Origin of the sequence: Sphingobium sp. RAC03, assembly GCF_001713415.1 — a bacterium.
Classification (GTDB): Bacteria; Pseudomonadota; Alphaproteobacteria; order Sphingomonadales; family Sphingomonadaceae; genus Sphingobium.
This window is the reverse complement of sequence record NZ_CP016456.1, coordinates 2,986,189-3,005,801: the sequence shown is the minus strand read 5'-3', so window position 1 is coordinate 3,005,801 and position 19,613 is coordinate 2,986,189. Positions and strand designations below refer to the sequence as shown.

The following is a 19,613-nucleotide window of genomic DNA, read 5'->3' as shown; positions in this document are numbered from 1 at the left end:
TCAATGGCTACTCAGGACGAACGGTTCTGAGTAAAGTCATCACGCTTGTCTTATGACTTTGTGGTCCGTTCGGGTCAGGATGCGATGTCCGGTCCGGGGTGGCCACCCCGGACCGGACGGAAGGGGACGGATCGCAAAACCGCTGGTCGTGAAGGGACCGGGTTAGAGTAGGATCGCCCCTTTCTTTTTCATCAGGCCCGAACGGATACCGGGGCTTTTAAGGCCCGGATGACAAGCATGGGACAGCGAAAAAGATGAGCAACTCTCTACCACAAACCATCGGCATCGACATCTCCAAAGCGACGTTGGACTGCTATGTCCATCCCATCGGGATCGAGCGCCAGTTCCCCAACACCACCAAGGGCCACAAGACCCTGATCGCATGGGCCGGGCAATGGGAGGTCGAGCGGATCGCCTATGAGGCTACCGGCATCTACCACCGCGCGCTGGAGGTCGCGCTCGGCCATATGCCCTGCGTCAAGCTCAACCCGGAACGGGCAAGGCGCTTCGCTCAGGCGACAGGCACGCTCGCCAAGACCGATCGCATCGACGCCAGGCTGCTCGCACGGATGGCGGTGACGCTGAAACCCCCGGTCAGGCCCGCCCGAAGCCCGCAGCAGAACCAACTGGCCGAACTCGTCAACGCCCGCGATGGTCTGGTGCGTGATCGCACCGCGCTCAAAAACCGCGAAAAGAACCTCACCGTCACGCTGCTTAAGCGCCAGTGCAGCCAACGGCTCGAACAGATCGCTCGCCACATCGCTGCGCTCGACGCTGAAATCGCGGCCGTCATTGCCGCAGATGAAAAGCTCGTCCGGCGCCACCACATTCTCACCAGCATCGCTGGCCTCGGCACACTCACCGCCAACCAGATCATCGCCACCATGCCCGAACTCGGATCGCTCGATAACAAGCAGGCTGCCTCGCTCGCCGGACTTGCCCCGGTCGCGCGCCAGTCCGGCCAATGGAAAGGCAAAAGCTTCATCCGCGGCGGTAGGGCCAATGTCCGACAGGCTCTCTACATGCCTGCTCTGGTCGCCGCCCGATTCAATCCAAACCTCAAGGCCAAATACCAGCAGCTCATCGCTGCCGGAAAACCCGCCAAAATCGCCATCACAGCCATCATGCGAAAGCTCATCGTCACCGCAAATGCGCTACTCAGGGCAGATCGTCTCTGGACCACAGCATGCGCTTGACCATCACGGATACTCTAAACATTACCCTTACCGCTTATGCTTGCCCCGCTTCGCCCCCATATGCCGGATGTTGACTGGCCGCCCGCGATGGCTGCCCGGCCGTGTCCGGTCGCGCTTCATCGGCCCGCCGCGCGGCGCGGGATGATCGGGCAGTTCGAAGCGTAGCGATCCGTTGATCGGGTCCGCCTCGGCCAACCGCAGTTCCAGCCGCTGACCGACCGTATAGCGATCGCCGCTCTCGACCCCTTCCAGCGCCTTGCCCGCCTCGTCATAGAAAAAGCGTTCAGCGCCCATGGTCGATACCGGCACCAGCCCGTCACCGCCCAGGCCATCGACCGTCGCGAAGAAGCCGAAATTCTGGACTCCGGTAATCCGCGCCTTGACCAGCTCGCCGACATGGGCGGCCAGGAACGCCGCGACATAGCGATCGACCGTATCGCGCTCGGCCTCCATCGCGCGCCGTTCATGGCCGGAGATCATCTCGCCGACCTTGCCCATATTCTCATAATCCTCCTGGCTCAGCGAGGATCGATCGGGGATGGTCCCGCCCTTGGGCGTGGGCAGTTCCAGCCCATAAGCCCCGACCAGCGCGCGATGGACCAAAAGGTCGGCATAGCGGCGGATCGGCGAGGTGAAATGGCCATAGGAACCAAGCGCCAGGCCGAAATGCCCCATATTCTGCGGGCTATAATAGGCCTGGGTCTGGCTGCGGAGGATCTGCTCCATGATCTGCGGCTTCGCTTCCGCTTCCCCCACCCGCTTGATCAGATGGTTGAAGGTCGCGGGCCGGATCACCTGCCCCAGCGCAAATTCAATGTCGAAGGTCGCCAGATATTCCTTGAGCGCGACCAGCTTGTCGCGGCTTGGCGGTTCATGGACGCGGTACATGACCGGCGCCTTCTTCGCTTCCAGCGCCTTGGCCGCCGCGACATTGGCGGCAATCATATAATCCTCGATCAGCATATGCGCGTCGAGCCGTTCGCGGACAGCGACGCTGACGATCTTGCCCCATTCGTCCAGCACCACCCGCCGTTCGGGCAGGTCGAGCGCCAACGGCTCGCGCGCCAGCCGCGCCTTGTGCAACAAGGCCCAGCAAGCCCAAAGCGGCTTGAGCGCCGTTTCGAGCAATTCATGCTCGCCCGTGCCGTCGATCGCCGCCTGCGCATCCTCATAGGCCATGACCGACGCGACGCGGATGACCGCGCGACTAAAGCGCCAGGCGGTCACCTTGCCCTGCGCATTGATGGTCAGGTGGCACACCATCGCCGCCCGGTCCTGTCCGGCCCGGAGCGAACACATGTCCGACGACAACTGATGCGGCAGCATCGGCACGACAAGGTCTGGAAAATAAACGCTATTCCCGCGCTTGCGCGCTTCGCGATCGAGCGCGCTGCCGGGGCGTACATAGTAGCTGACATCGGCAATCGCGACGATCGCGCGAAACCCGCCACTATTGTCCGGGTCGCTGTCCGCTTCCGCCCACACGGCATCATCATGATCGCGCGCATCCACTGGATCGATCGCCACGATCGGCAAGTGGCGCAGGTCTTCGCGCTTGTCCTCATGCAGCGGCAGGGCAGCGGCGACCAGCGCCTCTTCCTCGGTCGCTTCGGGAAAGACATGGGGGATGCCATGTTTGTGAATGGCGATCAGGCTGAAGCTGCGCGGCGCGAACGGGTCGCCCAATATGTCTGTCACCCGCGCCGAAATGCGCGGCGGGCGGCCGGATGGCTCGGCCAGGACGAGATCGCCCTTCTTGGCGGTGCCCGCGTCGCTGATCGGCGTATCCTTGCGGATGCGCTTGTCCACCGGGCGCAGCCATAATTTGCCGTCGGCCATCTCCTCGACCACGCCCAGCAGCATCTCGGTCGCCTTGGCGAGCTTCTTCATCGGATGCGCAACCCAGCCGCGCCCGGCTTCCTCGGTCCGCGCCAGGATTCGATCGCCAATGGTCAGCGCGCCGCGCTTGCCGCGCTCTACGACCCGCAGGCGCGGCGCGGGCTGGCCTTCGGCTTCCCACCGTTCCGGGGTCGCGATCAGCGTCGTGTCATCGACATCGATGATCCGCAGCACCGTCACCTTGGGCACCCCGCCCAGCTTGTGGAAGGCCCGCGCCGGGCCAAGATCGATCAGCCCTTCGTCGGCCATATCCTTGAGCAGCGCCTTGAGCGCGATCTTCTCCTGCCCCTTGAGGCCGAAGGCTTTGGCGATCTCCCGCTTGCCCGCGGGCTGGTCCGATGTGGTGATGAAGTCCATCACCTGATCGCGCGTCGGGAAGCCTGCGGGGCGGACCTTGTCCGGTGTCTTGTGCTTTTGGGTTGATGCCATGCACTTAGCTATAGGGACGCCGCCCCTGCGACGCCAGTGCCCCCATTCTGAACCGGCGCTTGGCCAACCAGTTGCCATCGTTCCTTATTTGTTCTATTCTTGGTCATGACCATCGAAAAGGGCAGAGGCGCGACCGTCAACGGCGAAAGCCATCGCTTCAATCTGCCGCAGCGCGCGGTGGACGGTGACTGGCTCGATCTGGCCATGTTGGAAGGCGCACTCCCGCAACTCCGCACCGAAGTCACGGTTGAACGGCCGCGCACCATCATCGCCCGCAATGCCTCCCCCGACATCGGCTTCGACCGGTCGATCAATGCCTATCGCGGTTGCGAACATGGCTGCATCTATTGTTACGCGCGGCCAAGCCACGCCTATCATGATCTGTCGCCGGGGCTGGATTTCGAAACCAAGCTCTTCGCCAAGCCCGACGCCGCCGCCCTGCTGCGCGCCGAACTGGCCAGGAAAAATTACAGCGTTGCGCCGATCGCGATGGGCACCAATACCGATCCCTATCAGCCGATCGAAAAGGACTGGCGGATCACGCGGCAGGTGCTGGAGGTGCTGGTCGAAACACGGCACCCCACCTTCATTACGACCAAGTCCGACCGCATCCTGCGCGACATCGATCTGCTCGCGGACCTGGCGCGCGACAATCTGGTGGCGGTGATGCTCTCCGTCACCACGCTCGACCCCAAGGTAGCCCGCACATTGGAGCCGCGCGCACCTCATCCTGAACGGCGGATGGAAGCGATCGCGCAACTGGCGCAAGCGGGCATTCCCGTGACAGCCAATATGTCGCCGATCATTCCGGCCATCAACGACCATGAAATCGAAAGCGTGGTCGCCCGCGTCGCAGCGGCAGGCGCGCGCGATATCAACTATATCCTCGTCCGCCTGCCGCATGAGGTGGCGCCACTGTTTCGCGCCTGGCTCGACGCGCACCATCCCGACCGCGCGGCCAAGGTGATGGCGATCATCCGCGACTTGCGCGGCGGGCGCGATAATGACCCTAATTTCGGCAGCCGGATGCGCGGCCACGGGGTCTGGGCCGATCTGATCCGCAGCCGCTTCGTCAAGGCGCGGCGGAAGGCGGGCTTTGGCGACGATCGGCTGACCTTGCGCACCGACCTGTTCCGCCCGCCCGAAGGCGCGCAGATGCGGCTCTTCTGATCAGCCGACCAACCGCATGCCCGACCGGCGGGTGCGCGTCTTATAGCCGTCCGCCTTCACATCCATCCGCTCGAAGCGATGGATGGTAAGCCCCCGGATAGCCCCGATCGCATCGACCTGATCCGCGCCCAGGCTGAACCTGTCGCCTAGGAAGACGCGGGCCGCTTGGCCATCGCTGACCGGCGCGCGCAGGAAAATTTCGCTGCGGCCCCCTTCGGCCTGCCCCAATATCTCGGCCAGCTTGGCAACCGCCTCCGCCGTTTCTACATCGACCGTCAGTTCCATGCGCGATGCGCTGGCGATCTGGCGGAAAGGCTCGACGCCGCGCACCGTGACGCGCGGGGTTTCCTCGCCCGGCAGCCGGTCGAGTTCGACGACCAGCAGCGCGCAATCACCGTCGCGCGCCAATTCCTCGATCGCCTTACACGCATCTTCTTCGAAACAACTGGCCTGAAACTGCCCGCTACTGTCGGAGAAGGTCGCGTTAGCATAACGCGCGCCGCGCTTGGTTTCGCGCCAGCGCACATCTTCCACCATGGCCGCCATGATGGTCATGACGCGCCCTTCCTCGTTGGGCATGCCCACCGGCTGCTGACAGACCGCGCCATAGCTGCGCGCGCCGCGCGCGTCGGCCAGATGGCGGTAGCGATCGACGGGATGGGCGGAGAAATAGAAGCCGAACGCCTCCTTTTCCTGCGCCATGCGATCGGACACGGTCCAGGCCTGATGCGGCGGAATGCGAACATCAGCATGGGGCGTCTCAACGTCGCCGAACAGGCCACCCTGCCCGCTCTCCCGCGCCTGCGCCGCGCTGACGCCGACGGCCAGGATCGTTTCTGCGGCAGCATGGACTCCCGCACGGTCGGGATGGACATCATCGAACGCCCCCGCCGCCGCCAGGCTTTCCAACTGCCGCCGGTTGAGCAGGCGCGGCTCGATACGGTCGGCGAAATCATCCAGCGATTTGAATGGCCCCGCCGCATCGCGCTCCGCGACCAACTGGTCCATCGCCTTCTCGCCCACGCCCTTGAGGCCACCCAGCGCATAGCGCACGGCAAAGCCCAAACGCGGGTCTTCGCCTTCATAAGGGACAGCCTCGACCGAAAAGTCCGCCTGGCTTCGGTTGATGTCGGGCGCAAGGCAGGTCAGCCCCATGCGGCGCATATCATCGACGAAGATCGTCAGCTTGTCGGTCAGATGGATATCGAAAGCCATCGACCCGGCGTAGAATTCCGCCGGATAATGCGCCTTAAGCCAGGCCGTCTGATAGGCGAGCAACGCATAGGCGGCGGCGTGGCTCTTGTTGAAACCATAGCCTGCAAATTTGTCGATCAAGTCGAACAGTTCGTTCGCCTTGGCCTTGGGAATGTCACTCTTGGCGGCGCAGCCCTCGACGAAACGCGAGCGCTGCGCGTCCATCTCCGCCTTAACCTTCTTGCCCATGGCGCGGCGCAACAGGTCGGCGTCGCCAAGGCTGTAGCCCGCCAATATCTGCGCTGCCTGCATCACCTGTTCCTGATAGACGAAGATGCCATAGGTTTCTTCGAGGATCGGTTTCAGCAATATGTGGGGATATTCGATCGCCTCCTGCCCGTTCTTGCGGCGGCCGAACATCGGAATATTGTCCATTGGGCCAGGCCGGTAGAGCGAGACAAGCGCGATGATGTCGCCGAAATTGGTCGGTCGGACGGCGGCGAGCGTCTTGCGCATGCCTTCGGATTCCAACTGAAACACGCCGACCGTGTCGCCACGCTGGAGCAGGTCGTAAACCGCGCTATCGTCCCAGGCGAGCGTATCGAGATCGACCGTCACGCCGCGCGCCGCCAAAAGCTGGACCGCTTTTTGCAGCACCGACAGCGTCTTGAGCCCCAGAAAGTCGAACTTTACAAGGCCAGCGCCCTCGACATATTTCATGTCGAACTGGGTCACGGGCATGTCGGACCGAGGATCGCGATAGAGCGGCACGAGCTGCTGCAAGGGCCGGTCGCCGATCACCACGCCGGCGGCATGGGTGCTGCTGTGGCGGGGGAAGCCTTCCAGCTTCATCGCATAGTCGATCAGCCGTTTGACCTGCGCGTCATTGTCATATTCGGCGCGGAACTCGGCAACGCCGTTCAACGAGCGTTCCAGCGTCCAGGGGTCGGTCGGGTGGTTGGGCACCAGCTTGGCTAGACGGTCGACCTGGCCGTAGCTCATCTGGAGCACGCGGCCGGTATCCTTCAGAACGGCGCGCGCCTTCAGCTTTCCGAAGGTGATGATCTGCGCGACATGATCGACGCCATATTTCTGCTGGACGTAGCGGATGACTTCGCCGCGCCGGGTTTCGCAAAAATCGATGTCGAAGTCGGGCATCGACACACGTTCCGGGTTCAGGAAGCGTTCGAACAGCAGCCCCAGTTGCAGCGGATCGAGATCCGTGATCAGCAGCGCCCAGGCCACGACCGACCCGGCACCCGAACCACGGCCCGGACCCACCGGAATATCATGATCCTTGGCCCATTTGATGAAGTCGGCAACGATCAGGAAATAGCCGGGAAAGCCCATCTGAATGATGATGTCCGTCTCGAACTGGAGCCGGTCGAGATAAGGCTGACGGGCGGCGCTATCGATGATCCCCAGCTTGGCGAGCCGGGCGTCAAGGCCCGCACTCGCTAAGTCGCGCAGCATCCGCGCCTCGCCCTCGATATCGCCAGCGAGGCTCGGAAGGATCGGCTTGCGCTTGGGCGCGGCGACGGCGCAGCGTTGCGCCACGACCAGCGTATTGGCGAGCGCTTCGGGCAGATCCTCGAACAGCCGCTTCATTTCGCCGGTCGGCTTCATCCAGGCATCGGGCGAACTGGTCCGCCGGTCGGGCATATCGACATAGGCGCTGTCCGCGATGCACAGCATCACATCATGCGCAGCGTGGAAATGCGGCTCGGTAAAACAGGTCGGGTTGGTGGCGACCAGCGGCAGGTCACGCGCATAGGCGAGATCAAGAAGATGGGGCTCGGCCTTGCCTTCGACGGGATCGAGACGGCGGGAGAGTTCGACATAGAGCCGGTCGGGAAATAGCGCCTGCAGCCGGTCGGCATAGGCGAAAGCCGCGTCGGGCTGATCCTCGGCAAAGAGGCGTGCCAACGCCCCCTCCCCGCCTGCGGTCAGCGCGATCAAGCCTTCGGTCCGTCCTTCCAGCACGTCGAGGCCGACATGAGGCACTTCTTCCAGGGGACGGTCGAGATGCGCCATCGAAACGAGCGCGCAGAGATTGTCATAGCCCGTCGCGTCCTGCGCATAGAGGGCGAGCCAGTCATGGACCGCCGACGCATTGGCCGGACGGCCGGGCCGCAAGATGCCGAGCATGGCGCCGATGATCGGCTGCACCCCGTCGCTCTTGCACGCATCGGAAAAGGCCATCGAGCCATAAAGGCCGTTGCGGTCGGTGATGGCGGCGGCGGGAAAACCCAGCGCCTTGGCCTGTTTCGCGATGACCTTGGGATCGATCGCGCCTTCCAGCATGGTGTAGGAGGAGAATATGCGGAGGGGAACGAAAGCGGCATGAGGCATGGCCCCAATATGCACCTGCCGCGATTCGACGCCAGCCCCCTGCGCATCATTCTTCCAAATCGCACAATGATCTTGCCTTCGGGGCGTCCTGCTGGTCAAATTCCGCGACAAACAGGGAGAAGGCCATCATGACGGACATGAACCCGGTTTCCACGCCCCCCGGACTGATCGACAGGGCGAAATCCATATTGCTCAAACCCAAAAGCGAATGGGAGGTCATCGACGCTGAACCTGCCAGCGTCGGTAGCATCTTCATCGGCTATGCGATGATCCTGGCCGCGATACCGCCGCTGGCCGGGCTGATTGGTGGCCAGATGTTCGGCTATGGCGCGCTTGGCATAAGCTTTCGGCCATCGCTGGTCGGCGCCGTTGGCAGCGCCATTGCCCAATATGTCTTTTCACTGATCGGCCTGTTCGTGCTGGCCTGGCTGATTAACTTGCTGGCACCCCGGTTCGGCGGCCAGAAGGATATGATCAAGGCGGTCAAGGTGGCGGCCTATTCGGCGACGGCAAGTTGGCTGGCCGGAATATTCCTGCTGCTGCCGATGCTCGGCATATTGAGTATATTGGGGCTCTACAGCCTCTATCTCCTGTATCTCGGCTTGCCACGATTGATGCGGGCACCAGCCGACAAAGCCATGCCTTATACGATCGTGACGATCGTCGCCGCCATATTGCTGTCCCTCCTTGCTGGTGCCGTCGCCGCGCCCTTTTCGCGATTTGCAGCGCCATCAGTGGGGGACTCCGCAGTCGATGGGCAAATGACCATTCCGGGTGTCGGCACGGTCGATCTCGGCAAGCTCGACGCCGCCGGCAAGAAGATGGAGGAAGCCGCGCGCAAGATGGAGGATGCGGCCAAGACTGGCGCGCCCGCCGTCGCCCTGTCCCCGTCCGCGCTGCAGGCGTTGTTGCCTGAACGAATCGGTCGGTTCGAGCGGACCGAAATCGAAAGCGCGGGAATGGCTGGCGGCGCGCAAGCGAGCGCCCGCTATCAGGCAGGCGACGACGATATGAAGGTGGAAATCATCGACCTGGCGGCGATGGGCGCGATGACCGGGATTGGCGCAGCGTTCAATGTCCAGTCCAACCGCGAAACAGCGACCGGCTATGAGCGTACGCAGACGGTCGATGGACAGTTGGTCAACGAAAGCTGGGATAAGGAAAGCCGCGACGGCAAATATGCGACCAGCATTGCCAATCGCTTCATGCTGTCCGCCAGCGGCACCGTGGCCAATATCGACGAACTCAAGTCTGCGGTCCAGGCGATCGGCCCGGAGAAGCTGGCCGCGATGGCGCAGTGACAGACAAGGCGCGACATCCCTGTTGGTGTCGCGCCCTGCCTTAATGTTGTTCCAGCCGTCCTTCGTGCAGGCGAACCACCCGGTCCATCTTCTGCGCCAGCCGTTCATTATGCGTGGCGACCAGCGCGGCGGAGCCTTCGCCACGGACTAGCCCTAAAAATTCGGCAAGCACGATGTCGGCGGTGCGCTCATCCAGATTGCCGGTCGGCTCGTCGGCCAGCACCAGCGCAGGGCGGTTGGCCAGCGCGCGGGCGACCGCGACGCGCTGCTGCTCGCCGCCTGACAACTGGCTGGGGCGATGGTCGAGCCGGTGGCCGAGGCCAAGCGCGGTCAGCAGCGATTCGGCGCGAGCCTTGGCAGCGCCCATGTCCACGTCGCGGATCACCTGCGGCAGGATGACATTCTCGGTTGCGTTGAAATCGGGCAGCAGATGGTGGAACTGATAGACGAAACCCAATGCATCACGGCGCAGGCGGGTGCGGCCGTCATTGTCGAGCTTGGCCGCTTCCTCGCCGCCGATGCGGATCGAACCATCGAAGCCACCCTCCAGTAGGCCGACGGCCTGGAGCAGCGTCGATTTGCCCGACCCCGATGGACCGAGCAGGGCGACGATCTCGCCCGGCCCCACATTGAGGTCGACGCCGCGCAGCACGTCGATGGTGACGCCGCCCTGGGTGAAGCTGCGGGTGAGGCCCGTGACCTTCAATATGTCATTCATAGCGCAGCACCTGGACCGGATCGGTATTGGCGGCCTTGAAGGCCGGATAAAGGGTGGCAAGGAAGCTGAACACCAGCGCCATGATGCAGATGGTGGCAATCTCCACCGGATCAGGCTGCGATGGCAGTTCGGTGAGGAAGCGGATCGAGGGATCCCAGAGATTTTGCCCCGTCACGAACTGGATCGCATTGACGATCCCCTGGCGGAAGAAGAGGAAAGTGAAGCCCAGCACCATGCCCGCCACCATGCCCAGCGTGCCGATGGTGACGCCGACCGTCATGAAAATCTTGACCAGGCCGATCCGGCTGGCCCCCATCGTCCGCAGGATGGCGATGTCGCGCGTCTTGGCGCGGACCAGCATGATGAGCGAGGAAAGGATATTGAACACCGCGACCAGCACGATGATCGAGAGGACGACGAACATCGCGATCCGCTCGACGGCCAGCGCCTCGAACAGCGAAGCGTTCATCTGTCGCCAGTCGGTGACGACGGCGCGCCCCGCGACTTTGCCAGCGAGCGGCTCCAATATCTGACCGACCCGATCGGCATCGACGGTTTCGACCTCGATCATGCCGACCACGTCGCCGAGCAGCAGCAACGTCTGCGCATCCTCCATCGGCATGACGACGAAGGCCTTGTCATAATCATAGACGCCGACTTCGAAGATGGCGGCGACCTGATAGGCGACCTGGCGCGGCACCGTGCCGAACGGGGTCGAGCGACCAGCCGGATTGATGATGGTCAGGCTGTCGCCCAACTGGATGCCGAGATTTTCCGCCAGCCGCGAACCAATGCCGATCCGGCTGCTATTGGCAGTCAGATTGTTGAGCGTCCCCGCCAGCACCTTGCCCTTGAGCGTCTTGTTGGTGCGGATGTCGGGCACCGTCATGCCACGCACCAGCACGGCTTCGACCCGGCCGTTGAAGGTGGCGAGCAAAGGCTGCTCGATCATCGGCGTGGCGTTGGTGACGCCGGGCGTCGCCCTCGCCTGCGCCAGCACCGACTGCCAGTCCGGCAGACGCCCGCCATAGCCCTGCACCACCGCATGGCCGTTCAGCCCCACGATCTTGTCGAACAGTTCGGCGCGAAAGCCGTTCATGACGCTCATCACGATGATGAGCGCGGCGACACCGAGCATCACCGCGGCCAGGCTGATGCCGGCGACCAGGAAGATGAACCCCTCCCCCTTGCCGGGCAAAAGGTAGCGCTTGGCGATCATGCGTTCGTAGCGGGAAAGAATCATGTGGCGCGGACGGCCTCTGTGGAAGAATAGGCTGATCGTCTAGGCATGGCGGGACCGAACGGCAAGCATTGCCAGATTGTTGCATCACGGCCACAGGGCGCACCGCAAAATCACAGACGCCCGATTTTGCCCGTGACTCCGGCCCGCCGCAGTCATAGCAAGACCCTAGAAGCACAGGTAAAAGGCCGTGGTTCAGGGATACTGCATCCCGCTTCGAGCTTAGGGGGCTGAGAAGCGGTTGAGGCAGACCAAGGGGGAGACGAGCAATCGTCTATGAAGCGCCCGGATCGTGAAAACACGATCCGGGCGCTTTTTATTTGTCCTTCGCGCCCAACGATCACCATTGGACAAAAGGTCCAAGGTCGGTATTTTTCCGCGCGCCCCATGCCCGTTTCGCCCTCTTGAAACCGTCGGGCTCAAAACCATATCCACGCTGTCCAGCCGCCTTATGGGGTTGGGCGCAGTATCGCCGGACGCCTGTTTCGGGTCCGGCCCGTTCATTTTGCTCTTTGGGAGATTATGACAATGCGTGCATTTGACCTTACCCCTTATCGTCGTTCCACCGTGGGTTTCGATCGTCTGTTCGACCTGATCGAAAACAACGCCCGGTTGAGCCAGGGTGACAATTATCCCCCGTTCAACATCGAGCGCCTGTCGGAGGATCGCTATCGCGTGACGCTGGCCGTCGCCGGTTTTCGTCCCGACGAGATCGACATCACCGCGCAGCAAAACCTGCTCCAGGTGATCGGTCGCAAGGATGAAGGGTCGGCATCGGATCGGTCCAAATATCTACATGTCGGCATCGCCAACCGCAGCTTCGAGCGGCGGTTCGAACTCGCCGATTTCGTGCGGGTGGAAAAGGCTGACTTGGCCGATGGCCTGCTGGTGATCGACCTGTTGCGCGAAGTGCCCGAAGCGATGAAGCCCAAGAAGATCGCCATCAATGGCGGTCAGCTTGTGGAGATCACCGCCAAGGACCGCGACGCCGCCTGAACGGCGGAATGACGTAAGCCTGTGGGGCGCGGCCTTTGCGAAGGCCGCGCCCTTTTCTATATCTCGACCTGGCTGCCCAGTTCGACCACGCGGTTGGTGGGCAGGCGGAAGAATTCCATCGCGCTTTCCGCGTTGCGGAGCATCCAGGCGAAGATTTTTTCGCGCCACAGCGGCATGCCGGGCTTGGACGACGGCAACAGGGTCTGGCGCGCCAGAAAGAAGCTGGTGTCCATCATCTTGAATGCCTGGCCGCAGCCCGACACATTCTTAAGCGCCGCGGGAACGTCGGGCTCCTGCATGAAGCCATATTGCAGCACCATGCGGAAGAAGCCGCGACCCAGATCCTCCAGCTTGCAGCGGCCGTCATCCTCGACCACGGGCACATCCTTGATCTTGACCGTCAGCAGGATCACTCGCTCGTGCAGCACCTTGTTATGCTTGAGATTGTGGAGCAGCGCATGGGGCACGCCATCGGGCGTCGAGGTCATGAAGACCGCCGTGCCGGGCACGCGTACCGCGCTGTTGGCGGCGGAAGCCACGAACACCGGGATCGGCATCGCGGCTTCGCGCAAACGATCCTGCACCAGGCGGCGACCGCGCGACCAGGTGGTCAGCAGGGTGAAGATGATGAAGCCGATCAGCAGCGGGAACCAGCCGCCATCGGGCACCTTGGTCAGGTTGGCCGCGAGATAGGCACCATCGACGATGTAGAACACCGCCAGCACCGGCGCGGCATAATACCATTTCCAGTTCCACAGCCGGTACAGCACGACGGTCAGCAGGACGTTGTCGATGAACATCGCACCCGTGACTGCGATGCCATAGGCGGCGGTCAGGTTGGACGAGGTCTTGAAGGTCAGCACCAGCAGGATGACCATCACCATCAGGCCCCAGTTGATGAGCGGGATGTAGATCTGGCCAGCCGTCGCGGCGCTGGTGTGGGCAATACGTAGGCGCGGCATGAAGCCGAGCTGGATCGCCTGTTGCGTGACCGAGAAAGCGCCGGAGATCACCGCCTGCGACGCGATGATCGCGGCCATGGTGGCGAGTGCGATGAGGGGCAACTGCGCCCATTGCGGGGCGAGATTGTAGAAGGGACTGTCGAGCGCTGCGGCCCCCTCTCGAAACAGTAACGCGCCCTGCCCCATATAGTTGAGCATCAGCGCGGGCAGCACGAAGGCGAGCCAGGACACGCGGATCGGATTACGGCCGAAATGGCCCATATCGGCATAGAGCGCTTCGGCCCCCGTCACCGCCAGCACGACCGAGCCGAGCGCCAGGAAGGCGGGCAGCGGATCAGTGACGAAGAACATCACCGCCCAATAGGGGTTGAAGGCGTAGAGGATGCCCGGCGTCTTGATGATAGAGAGGATGCCCAGCGTCGCGATCGTCACGAAATAGAGCAGCATGATCGGACCGAACAGGGTCGCGACCTTGTTGGTGCCCAGCCCCTGTATCCAGAACAACCCGACGAGAATCAGGATCACCACTGGCAGGATCGCAGGGGCCAGCACCGGATTATAAACGGCAAGCCCCTCGACCGCCGACAGGACCGAGACGGCCGGGGTGATCATCGAGTCGCCGTAGAACAGCGCCGTCGCGAACACGCCGAGCAGGACGATCCCGCGCGACCAGCGCTGCGTCTTGGTCTGGCCGTTGATCAGTGCGAGCAGCGCCAGGCTGCCGCCCTCGCCCTTATTATCCGCGCGCATGATGATGCTGACATATTTCAGCGTCACCACCAGCATCATCGACCAGAACATCAGGCTGATGACGCCCAATATATGGTCGGGGTCGAGCGTCAGTTCATGATGCCCGGCGAAGGTTTCGCGGAAGGCGTAGAGCGGGCTGGTGCCGATGTCGCCAAAGACGATGCCGATCGCGCCGACCACCAGCTTGACGGTGGCCTTCTGCCGGGCATGGCCGTGGCCGGATTCTTCCTCGCCGGACGTCGGCGCGGTGTTGGGAAGCAGGTCAGCCATGCAGGAAAAACGCAATGGTCATACTGTGTCGACATCCGAAGAGAAGCGATGACGGACGATGCTGTCACCCCACAAACCGCCGCGCCCTACCATGCCCTCCGGGGGCGTGCAATGCGACGCTGCGTGCCTAAGGTGCGGCCGTTCCATCCTGAGCCAGAAGGGCATCGATACGCGCGATATTGGCTTGAAGTTCCGTTTTCATCCGGCTGCCTTCCGGCGCGCTATCCGCCAACGGCGCCCAGATGCCACGAGCAGCCTGCAACTGGTTGTTGCGTGCCAGCGCCAGGCCGTAGAAATAGCGCGGCGCGAGACCTTCGCCATCCAGCGCCATGGCCCGCCGGAACGCGAAATCCGCGCCCGGCGACAATATGCCATCGGCATGGGCGACCAGCGCATTGCCAAAGCCGAGCCAGAGCGTGGCGTCGTCGGGCCTGGCGCGCAGGCCGGATAGCAGGATGTTGGCGGCATCCTTTGTCTTGCCCTGACGGCCCAGGCCATCGGACAGAATCAGCCATTGCCCGGTCGGGCCGAAACGTTCGCCGAGGCTGCGCCGTTCTTCGGCCAGCTTCTCGTCAAACTGGCCCTCGACCGGCTTGGTCGACCGCGGCGCACCGGCAAGGCTGGGGTTCCCCTGCCAGGCATAGCCCGCCAGCCCCAGCAGGAGCGCGGCCGCGCTGATCTCCCGCGCGGAACGGGGGATGCGGCCAAGCAGCAGCATGGCGAGGAAAGCCAGAGCCGCGAGGCCGAAGGCGAGGAACCAGCCGGTCATGACCGCACCTTTCGCTTGATCCGGCCGCGCAGGAGCAGCAGGCCAAGGCCAAGCAGCAGCAAGGGTGCACCCCAGAGCGGCCAGAGGATGGGGGCGGCGGTAGGCTCGTAGCTGACCCAGTCGCCATAGCGGGCGATCAGCCAGGTGCGGATCGCTTCGGGCTGCTCGCCCGCCATGATCCGTTCTCGGATTTGCGAGCGCATGTCGCCGGCCATGCTGGCATTGCTGTCGGCGATCGACTGGCTCTGACAGGTGAGGCAGCGGATGGTTTCCATCAGCGCCTTGGCCTTGCGCTCCTGTGCGGGGTCGGCGAGTTGGCGATCGGCATAGGGCGCAGGCGGCAGCGCGGTCTGGGCGGCGAGCGGCGTCGCGATCAGCGCGAGGAGGAAAGCCATGATCAGTCTCATTGCGCGGCCCTCAGCTTTTCGAGGATCATCGGCACATCGTCGGCGCGGATGTCGCCAATATGCTGGTAGGCGATGCGCCCCTTGCCATCGATGACGAAGGTTTCGGGCACGCCGGACGAGCCGAGCGCGATTTGGACGGCGCTGCGGGCGTCGAGGCCGATGCGGGCATAGGGATTGCCGTAGCGGGCGAGGAAGGCATCGACATCGGGTCGGGCATCGCGAATGGCGATGGCGTCGATCTGCACGCCTACCGCCTTGAGCGTTTCGAGTTGCGGGGCTTCCGCCGCGCAGGGGACGCACCAGCTGGCAAAGATGTTGAGCAGGCGCGGCTGGCCGGTCGCCATTTGCGCGCTGGCGAGTGGCGGGCGGTCGCTGGCGGCGGCGGGCAGCGTGAAGGCCGGGAGCGGCTGGCCGATCAGGCGGGAGTGGATGACGCGGTCATCGGGCTGGAACAAGCCGCTGGCGAACAGGGCGATGAAGCCGAGGAACAGCCCAAGCGGCAGCCAGATCAAAAGCTTCCTCATGCCGTCGCTGCCCTGGCACGCCACTTCATCAGCCAGCCGCGCCGTTCGCGGCCCAGCAGCGCCAGGAAGCCGCCCAGCGCAATCAGGATGCCGCCGAGCCAGATAAGGGTGACGAAGGGCTTCCACCAGATACGCAACTGCCAGCGACCGCCTTCGACTTCCTCTCCCAGCACGACGTAAAGTTGGCCGTCCCAGCGGGTGAGCAAGGCCGCTTCGCTGGTGGTGGTCGGGGGCGAGGCGAAGAAGCGGGACTGGGGGTGGATCATTACCGGGCCGCCGCCGCGACGCACCTCCATATCGGCTTGGAGCGCGGTCCAGTTATCGCCCGCTATGGGTTGGATCTGTACGAATCGCAGTTGCCAGCCTGCGGTCTGGATCATGTCGCCGGGGCGGGCGGCGACCAGCTTCTCGACCGTGAAGGCGGAGTCGCTGGCCATGCCGCCTAAGCTGACGGCACAGCCGAGATGCGCGATGACCATGCCATAGGTGAAGAGCGGGGTGCGGCGCAGATTGCGTTTCCACAACGGCGCGAGACTGGCGACGCCGACCGCTCCGGCGATGACGAGGCCGAGGAACGGCAGGATGCCGATGCGGCCCCAAGCCAAAACGGACAGCGAAGCTGACAAGGATAGCGCTATGAGAAAGGGGATTAACAAACGTTTGGTCACCACCCGCGCATCGTCCCTGCGCCAGCGTACCAGAGGGCCGACGGCCATGGCGATCATCAACGCCAGCGCGATCGGCCCGGCGATCCGGTCGAAATAGGGCGCCCCGACCGAGACCTTGTGTCCGAAGGCTTCGGTCATCAGCGGATAGAGGGTGCCGATCAGGACCAGTCCCAATATGACCGTCAGCAGCAAGTTATTGATAACCAACATGGTTTCACGGCTGACCAGTTCGAACGGCGCGCCTTCGCGCACGGCACCGATGCGCCAGCCGAACAGGGCAAGCGCCCCGCCGATATAGAGGGCGAGCAGGCCGAGGATGAAGCTGCCGCGTTCCGGGTCCACCGCAAAAGCATGGACGCTGGTAAGGATGCCTGAACGGACGAGGAAGGTGCCGACCATCGACATGGAGAAAGCAACGACCGCCAGCATGACCGTCCAGGCACGCAGGGCATCGCGGGTCGCCAGCACGGTAACGCTGTGGAGTAAGGCCGTCGCGGCGAGCCAGGGCATCAGCGAGGCATTTTCGACCGGGTCCCAGAACCACCAGCCGCCCCAACCCAGTTCATAATAGGCCCAATAGCTGCCCGCCGTGATGCCCAGCGTCAGCATCACCCAGGCGGCCAGCACCCAGGGGCGCATCGCGCGAGCGAAGGCGGCATCGACCTGCCGCGTCAGCAACGCGCCGATCGCAAAGGAGAAGGCGACGGAGAGACCGACATAGCCGATATAGAGCGTGGGCGGATGGAAGGCGAGACCGGGGTCTTGCAGCAGCGGGTTCAGCCCCTGCCCGTCCGCCGGTGCGGGAGCGATGCGGGCGAAGGGGTTGGAGGAGAAGAGCAGGAAGGCGTAGAAGCCGAGGCTGATCGCGGCCTGCCCGCCCAACGTCGCCATATGGGTGTCGCGGCGCAGCGCGCGTTCGAACAGCGCGACGGCGGCACCGGCGACGCCCATGACCGTGACCCAGAGCAGCATCGACCCTTCATGATTGCCCCAAGTGCCCGCGAACTTATAGAGCCAGGGCTTGGCCGAATGGCTGTTGGTCGCGACCAGCAGCACCGACATGTCCGAGCGCAGAAAGAGCATGACGAGCGCGATGAAGGCGACGGCAGTCAACACGCCCTGCGCCACGGCGGCGGGACGCACAGCGGCGAGCAGATCGGGCTTGTTGCCCTTGAGGCCCGTGAAGGCGAGGACAAGCTGCAGCAGCGCAAGCGCGGCGGCGAGCCAGAGCGCGGCGAGGCCGATTTCGGCGATCATGGGGCCTTATCCACGCAAAAATGATCCTCCCCCTGTGGGGGAGGTGGCTGGCCGCAGGCCAGACGGAGGGATGTCCTGCTATCGAGAGGGTGACACCCCTCCGTCAACGCTTCGCGTTGCCACCTCCCCTGCCAGGGGAGGATGAGAATATCGTAAAGCCTCACTGGTCCACCTCAATCTCGCGGGTGGTTTCATTGTAGCTCATGCCTTCCAGCTCGCGCGGCATATAGCGTTCGTCATGTTTGGCGAGCAGGTTGGTGGCGACGAAGGTGCCTTTGGTATCGAACGAGCCTTCGGCGACGACGCCGCTGCCTTCCTTGAACAGGTCGGGCGCGATGCCGCTGAAGGTGGCGGGGACGGTGGCCTTGCCGTCGGTGACGTCGAAAGTGATGGTGACGCCATCGGGCGCGCGCTTGAGGCTGCCCTTGACCACCATGCCGCCAAGGCGGATCGGTTTGCCGGGTTCGACGCCCTTGGTCTTCACATCGCCGGGCGCGTAGAAATAGGCGGCCTCATCCTTGAGCGCGGAGGCGGCGAGCAGGCCCGCACCGATGAGCGCCACCAATGCAGCGAGCGCGAGGATCAGCCGTTGATGCTTGGCCTTCATGGGCGCTCCGCCAGTTGCTCGGCCTGGGCCTCGGCACTGCGCATCGTGCGCCAGCTGAGCCAGCTGACGGCCGCCGTGCCCAACAGCGTGACCGCATAGGCGGCGATGACGAAGGTCCATTGCTGCATCGGGGTCACCCTCTCGCGAGACGCTGCATGCGCGCCTCGACCTTGTTCTGCGCCAATATCGCGCGCATCCGCATCAGGACGATCGCGCCGAACCAGAGTGTGAAGCCGAGCAGCGTCAGGCCCAGCGGCCACAGGATCGCCATGTCGATGCTTGACCCGCGCATGGTGATGGATGGCCCCTGATGCAGGCTGTTCCACCACACGACCGAGCGATTGATGATGGGAATATTGACCGCACCGACAAGGCCGAAGATGGCAGTGACGTTGCTGACGCCGCCCTGCCCGGCCCCTTGGCGGGCGCTGGCATTGGCGAGCGCGATATAGCCAAGATAGAGGAAAAGCAGGACCAGCATGGAGGTCATCCGCCCGTCCCATTCCCACCAGGTGCCCCAGGTGGGGCGGCCCCAGATCGATCCGGTGGCCAGGCAGATGGCGGTGAACAGCGCGCCGGGTGCGGCGATCGCGCGACCTGCCACGGCGGCGAGCGGATGCCGCCACACCAACTGCATCAGCGCGGCGATGGCGATGCCGGTCCAGCCGCCCATGCCGAGCCAGGCAGCAGGCACATGTATATAAAGGATGCGCACCGTCTGCCCCTGCAAATAGTCGGCGGGCGTCAGCCACAGCCCGCACGCGCAGCCCGCCAGCAACAGGGCAAGCCCCGGCCAGAACAGCCAGCCCGTCAACGGGCGCGCGATCTTGAGGAAGCGGGCGGGATTGGCGAAACGATGCATCAGGGCTGCGTCTGTAGCGGGGCATGCAGGGCAATGCCAGTG

Annotated in this window: 16 protein-coding genes; 4 read left to right on the top strand and 12 right to left on the bottom strand. The window is 63.7% G+C overall.

Annotation, left to right across the window (positions count from 1 at the left end; translation table 11 throughout):
• Positions 1-254: 254 nt before the first annotated feature.
• Positions 255-1,196, top strand: coding sequence for an IS110 family transposase (locus BSY17_RS19030; protein WP_006966739.1), 942 nt, complete (start codon positions 255-257; stop codon positions 1,194-1,196).
• A gap of 27 nt (positions 1,197-1,223) precedes the next feature.
• Here BSY17_RS19030 and rnr read toward each other — a convergent pair whose 3' ends face one another.
• Positions 1,224-3,524, bottom strand: a complete 2,301-nt coding sequence (gene rnr / locus BSY17_RS19025; protein WP_069066646.1) for a ribonuclease R — start codon at positions 3,522-3,524, stop codon at positions 1,224-1,226.
• A 105-nt stretch (positions 3,525-3,629) separates the two neighbouring features.
• Here rnr and BSY17_RS19020 point away from each other — a divergent pair, with 105 nt between their 5' ends.
• On the top strand, positions 3,630-4,694 hold the full coding sequence (locus tag BSY17_RS19020; RefSeq protein WP_069066645.1) for a PA0069 family radical SAM protein: 1,065 nt from the start codon (positions 3,630-3,632) through the stop codon (positions 4,692-4,694).
• Here BSY17_RS19020 and dnaE read toward each other — a convergent pair whose 3' ends face one another.
• Positions 4,695-8,240 (bottom strand): DNA polymerase III subunit alpha, encoded by a 3,546-nt coding sequence (gene dnaE / locus BSY17_RS19015; protein ID WP_037474602.1) that lies wholly within the window; start codon positions 8,238-8,240, stop codon positions 4,695-4,697.
• A 128-nt stretch (positions 8,241-8,368) separates the two neighbouring features.
• On the opposite strand from dnaE, the gene BSY17_RS19010 reads away from it, so the two are divergent.
• Entirely contained in the window at positions 8,369-9,541 is a 1,173-nt protein-coding gene (locus tag BSY17_RS19010; RefSeq protein WP_069066644.1) for a Yip1 family protein, read from the top strand.
• Between the two features lie 40 nt (positions 9,542-9,581).
• Here the strand turns inward: BSY17_RS19010 and BSY17_RS19005 are convergent, their stop codons facing one another.
• Together BSY17_RS19005 and BSY17_RS19000 are read right to left on the bottom strand one after the other, a co-directional pair.
• Positions 9,582-10,259, bottom strand: a complete 678-nt coding sequence (locus BSY17_RS19005; RefSeq protein WP_069066643.1) for an ABC transporter ATP-binding protein — start codon at positions 10,257-10,259, stop codon at positions 9,582-9,584.
• Positions 10,252-11,502: a lipoprotein-releasing ABC transporter permease subunit gene (locus BSY17_RS19000; protein WP_069066642.1), complete on the bottom strand. Its 1,251-nt coding sequence runs from the start codon at positions 11,500-11,502 to the stop codon at positions 10,252-10,254. Before BSY17_RS19000 ends, BSY17_RS19005 begins: the two co-directional genes overlap by 8 nt.
• A 519-nt stretch (positions 11,503-12,021) precedes the next feature.
• Here BSY17_RS19000 and BSY17_RS18995 point away from each other — a divergent pair.
• Positions 12,022-12,495, top strand: a complete 474-nt coding sequence (locus BSY17_RS18995) for an Hsp20 family protein (protein WP_171899275.1) — start codon at positions 12,022-12,024, stop codon at positions 12,493-12,495.
• A gap of 56 nt (positions 12,496-12,551) precedes the next feature.
• On the opposite strand, the gene BSY17_RS18990 is transcribed toward BSY17_RS18995, so the two are convergent.
• The 8 genes from BSY17_RS18990 to ccmC all read right to left on the bottom strand — a co-directional run bounded on the left by BSY17_RS18990 (position 12,552) and on the right by ccmC (position 19,571).
• A complete protein-coding gene (locus BSY17_RS18990; protein ID WP_037474617.1) occupies positions 12,552-14,477 on the bottom strand; it encodes a potassium transporter Kup in 1,926 nt (641 codons plus the stop codon).
• 127 nt (positions 14,478-14,604) lie between these two features.
• Positions 14,605-15,246 carry a tetratricopeptide repeat protein gene (locus tag BSY17_RS18985; protein WP_037474620.1) on the bottom strand — a complete coding sequence of 214 codons (642 nt, stop codon included), beginning with the start codon at positions 15,244-15,246 and terminating at the stop codon, positions 14,605-14,607.
• Complete coding sequence (locus BSY17_RS18980) at positions 15,243-15,653, bottom strand: cytochrome c-type biogenesis protein (RefSeq protein ID WP_037474623.1); 411 nt, start codon at positions 15,651-15,653, stop codon at positions 15,243-15,245. Before BSY17_RS18980 ends, BSY17_RS18985 begins: the two co-directional genes overlap by 4 nt.
• Positions 15,650-16,177 (bottom strand): redoxin family protein, encoded by a 528-nt coding sequence (locus BSY17_RS18975; RefSeq protein WP_069066641.1) that lies wholly within the window; start codon positions 16,175-16,177, stop codon positions 15,650-15,652. Before BSY17_RS18975 ends, BSY17_RS18980 begins: the two co-directional genes overlap by 4 nt.
• Positions 16,174-18,102, bottom strand: coding sequence for a heme lyase CcmF/NrfE family subunit (locus tag BSY17_RS18970; protein WP_069066640.1), 1,929 nt, complete (start codon positions 18,100-18,102; stop codon positions 16,174-16,176). Before BSY17_RS18970 ends, BSY17_RS18975 begins: the two co-directional genes overlap by 4 nt.
• A gap of 160 nt (positions 18,103-18,262) precedes the next feature.
• Complete coding sequence (ccmE, locus tag BSY17_RS18965; RefSeq protein WP_069066639.1) at positions 18,263-18,709, bottom strand: cytochrome c maturation protein CcmE; 447 nt, start codon at positions 18,707-18,709, stop codon at positions 18,263-18,265.
• A complete protein-coding gene (locus BSY17_RS22070) occupies positions 18,706-18,837 on the bottom strand; it encodes a hypothetical protein (RefSeq protein ID WP_257785046.1) in 132 nt (43 codons plus the stop codon). Before BSY17_RS22070 ends, ccmE begins: the two co-directional genes overlap by 4 nt.
• A 5-nt stretch (positions 18,838-18,842) precedes the next feature.
• Positions 18,843-19,571, bottom strand: coding sequence for a heme ABC transporter permease CcmC (ccmC, locus tag BSY17_RS18960; RefSeq protein WP_037474633.1), 729 nt, complete (start codon positions 19,569-19,571; stop codon positions 18,843-18,845).
• Positions 19,572-19,613: the final 42 nt, after the last annotated feature.

Excerpts from the sequence above, each read along its gene's own strand:
- dnaE (WP_037474602.1), bottom strand. The coding sequence starts at position 8,240 with ATGCCTCATGCCGCTTTCGTTCCCCTCCGCATATTCTCCTCCTACACC.
- BSY17_RS18985 (WP_037474620.1), bottom strand. The coding sequence starts at position 15,246 with ATGACCGGCTGGTTCCTCGCCTTCGGCCTCGCGGCTCTGGCTTTCCTC.
- BSY17_RS18995 (WP_171899275.1), top strand. The coding sequence starts at position 12,022 with ATGACAATGCGTGCATTTGACCTTACCCCTTATCGTCGTTCCACCGTG.
- BSY17_RS22070 (WP_257785046.1), bottom strand. The coding sequence starts at position 18,837 with ATGCAGCAATGGACCTTCGTCATCGCCGCCTATGCGGTCACGCTGTTG.
- BSY17_RS19000 (WP_069066642.1), bottom strand. The coding sequence starts at position 11,502 with ATGATTCTTTCCCGCTACGAACGCATGATCGCCAAGCGCTACCTTTTG.
- BSY17_RS18975 (WP_069066641.1), bottom strand. The coding sequence starts at position 16,177 with ATGAGGAAGCTTTTGATCTGGCTGCCGCTTGGGCTGTTCCTCGGCTTC.
- BSY17_RS19005 (WP_069066643.1), bottom strand. The coding sequence starts at position 10,259 with ATGAATGACATATTGAAGGTCACGGGCCTCACCCGCAGCTTCACCCAG.
- ccmE (WP_069066639.1), bottom strand. The coding sequence starts at position 18,709 with ATGAAGGCCAAGCATCAACGGCTGATCCTCGCGCTCGCTGCATTGGTG.
- BSY17_RS19020 (WP_069066645.1), top strand. The coding sequence starts at position 3,630 with ATGACCATCGAAAAGGGCAGAGGCGCGACCGTCAACGGCGAAAGCCAT.
- BSY17_RS18990 (WP_037474617.1), bottom strand. The coding sequence starts at position 14,477 with ATGGCTGACCTGCTTCCCAACACCGCGCCGACGTCCGGCGAGGAAGAA.
- BSY17_RS18970 (WP_069066640.1), bottom strand. The coding sequence starts at position 18,102 with ATGATCGCCGAAATCGGCCTCGCCGCGCTCTGGCTCGCCGCCGCGCTT.
- BSY17_RS18980 (WP_037474623.1), bottom strand. The coding sequence starts at position 15,653 with ATGAGACTGATCATGGCTTTCCTCCTCGCGCTGATCGCGACGCCGCTC.
- BSY17_RS19010 (WP_069066644.1), top strand. The coding sequence starts at position 8,369 with ATGACGGACATGAACCCGGTTTCCACGCCCCCCGGACTGATCGACAGG.
- ccmC (WP_037474633.1), bottom strand. The coding sequence starts at position 19,571 with ATGCATCGTTTCGCCAATCCCGCCCGCTTCCTCAAGATCGCGCGCCCG.
- BSY17_RS19030 (WP_006966739.1), top strand. The coding sequence starts at position 255 with ATGAGCAACTCTCTACCACAAACCATCGGCATCGACATCTCCAAAGCG.
- rnr (WP_069066646.1), bottom strand. The coding sequence starts at position 3,524 with ATGGCATCAACCCAAAAGCACAAGACACCGGACAAGGTCCGCCCCGCA.